General features: G+C 62.7%; 3 protein-coding genes. All 3 read left to right on the forward strand.

Going from position 1 to position 2,390, the window contains the following annotated elements; genetic code table 11:
* Window positions 1–195: 195 nt before the first annotated feature.
* A complete protein-coding gene (gene amcB / locus ABNF97_RS33725; protein WP_130461587.1) occupies window positions 196–1,317 on the forward strand; it encodes a cyclophane-forming radical SAM peptide maturase AmcB in 1,122 nt (373 codons plus the stop codon).
* Window positions 1,318–1,327: 10 nt separating this feature from the next.
* Window positions 1,328–1,510, forward strand: a complete 183-nt coding sequence (gene amcA, locus ABNF97_RS33730) for a multiple cyclophane-containing RiPP AmcA (RefSeq protein WP_130461586.1) — start codon at window positions 1,328–1,330, stop codon at window positions 1,508–1,510.
* Window positions 1,511–1,583: 73 nt separating this feature from the next.
* Complete coding sequence (locus ABNF97_RS33735; protein ID WP_130461585.1) at window positions 1,584–2,246, forward strand: pentapeptide repeat-containing protein; 663 nt, start codon at window positions 1,584–1,586, stop codon at window positions 2,244–2,246.
* Window positions 2,247–2,390 lie beyond the last annotated feature (144 nt).

The following is a 2,390-nucleotide window of genomic DNA, read 5'->3' on the forward strand; positions in this document are numbered from 1 at the left end:
CTACAACGTCAGACGCCGTCACAGCGCCTGCGACGGCATGTCACCCATCGACTACGAACGTTTTATCGCTGACGCCCGCCGGGCTCAGGCAGCTTAAACAATCCTCCACGCTTCCAGGGGATTGACACTACGCGCATCCCGCCCGGTAGCACCGAGTGACCACGACGACTGTGAAGAGGCCAAGGAGACGGGACAGTGAGCGGCATCGGTGTCATCACCGCTGATGGGCGGACCGCCATAGCTCCCACATTCCATACCTTGGTCTTGCAACCCACCAGCTTCTGCAACCTGGACTGCACCTACTGCTACCTGCCCGACCGACGATCCCGACGACTCATGACGGTCCCAGTCGCCGCAGGGTGCGCCCGATCCGTAGCAGAGCAGGATAGCCCGTATCCAGTGAGCGTGGTGTGGCACGGCGGCGAGCCCACCGCCACGCCTCTCGGCCCCTTCCGGGAACTGCTTGCCCCGTTCGAGGAGCTGAGGCAGGCCGGACAGGTACGCCACGAGATCCAGACCAACGCCACCCTCATCAATCAACGATGGTGTGAGCTTTTCGCTGCCTACGAATTTGCAGTTGGTGTGAGCATCGACGGCCCCGGCGCTCTGAACCGCAACAGACTCGACCGGGCCGGCAACCCAACAACGGCCCGGACCCTTCGAGGTATGCGGACTCTCGCCGAGGCAGGACTGCCGTATTCAGTAATTTGCGTTGTCACCCCGGAAACCATCGATCACGCCGACGACCTCGTTGACTTCTTCACCACCTTGCCCGGGTGTCGCTCTGTGGGCTTCAACATCGAGGAACAGGAGGGTGCGGCACGGACACCGGTATCGGAGGAAGCGGCCTACCAGTTCTGGCACCGACTCGTCCAACGACGGATCGACGGCAGCCCCTTGAGAATCCGCGATGTGGACCGCCTGGTCGACTACCTCACCGCCACGCGTGCCAGGATCGTCAACGACGCCCCGTACGAACCGATTCCCACCGTCTCCTGGGACGGGCACGTGGTCCTTCTGTCACCGGAACTCCTTGGAGTCAAGGACCCGCAGTACGGAGATTTCATCGCGGGGAACGTGCTCCGCCAGCCGATCACCGACCTCCTGGCCCGGGCCGACGATCTACGGTATGTCACCGAGTTCATCACGGGACTTAACGAGTGTGCAAGCCATTGCACGTTCTACAGTTTCTGCAGAGGTGCTCAGGCCGGCAACCGCTACTTCGAGCACCAAACCTTCACCGCCCGCGAAACGCGCTACTGCCGCACCACCCGGCAGGCCCTCGTCCGCGCCACCGCAAACCACCTCGTCAGCTAGGAGGATCACCGTGACCAACGCCCTTGCGAGCCTCGTGGACGCCACGCCGGAGCGCCTCGCGCGCCTCGGCGTCGAGCCGTCTCGGGCGGTAGCGTCGATCGACGCGGCCAAGTTCGACAACCGCCCCACCTGGAACAACAAAGGAGGGTTCGACAGCCGGCCCGGCTGGGACAACTGGAACAAGAAAAAGTGAACCGTTGACACTGGAGTAGGGGTTCGAACGCGGGGTGGCGCCGCCGCCCGCGTCCCAAACAGACTGAGGACTCATGCGGACAACCACCATCGGTGACGTAAGGATTCTGCTCCCGGATCTCGACCCTGAAGATCTTGATACCGTCCACAATCCGGCGACTGACCTCAACGAGGGTAGCATCGAGGGTGTGTCCTGGCGCGGTACGCAACTGGACGATGTCAGCATCCGTAGCAGCCGGATTACTGGCGCGGACTTCAGCGAGAGCACCTGGGAATCCGGAACCATCTGGGGCAGCGAGATTACTCGCACCGACCTTTCCGGTGCGACTCTGTCCGGGGTAACCATCGAACGCTGCGCATTCACCGGCTCGCGGTTCACCGGTACCCGGCTGACAGATGTACGCCTCAAAGACATCCTCTTCGACGGCTGCCGTTTCGACTACGCCACCTTCGAGCGCGTCGTCGCCGTCGGAGCCACGGCCTTCATCGACTGCACGCTCACCAACGCCACGTGGTCGTCCTGCCGACTACCCAGAATCGCCATCAGGTCCTGTCAGTTGGCCAACCTTGAAATCGAATCCTGCCAGCTCCAAGGCGCTGACCTCCGGGGCAACCGCCTCCACAACCTCAAGTCGGCACTCGTCAACCTTGACGGGATTACCCTCCACGAAGACCAGCTCCCCGAACTTACTCAGTTCGCCATCGAGGAGCTACGCCTTGATGTGCGAACCGACTGAAACGCGGTCCGAGCCGGCTAGTACGGCAGCCGCCAATTGCTAGTTGACCAGGGCGTAGTCCCGGTTCAGCCGTGCACGTTGGTGGAACCAGCGTGCACGGGCCTGGTGACGGCGGCGCCAGTTGAGCCAGTGTGTGTCGTGGCC

The organism is Plantactinospora sp. B6F1 (genome assembly GCF_040120695.1).
GTDB lineage: Bacteria > Actinomycetota > Actinomycetes > Mycobacteriales > Micromonosporaceae > Plantactinospora.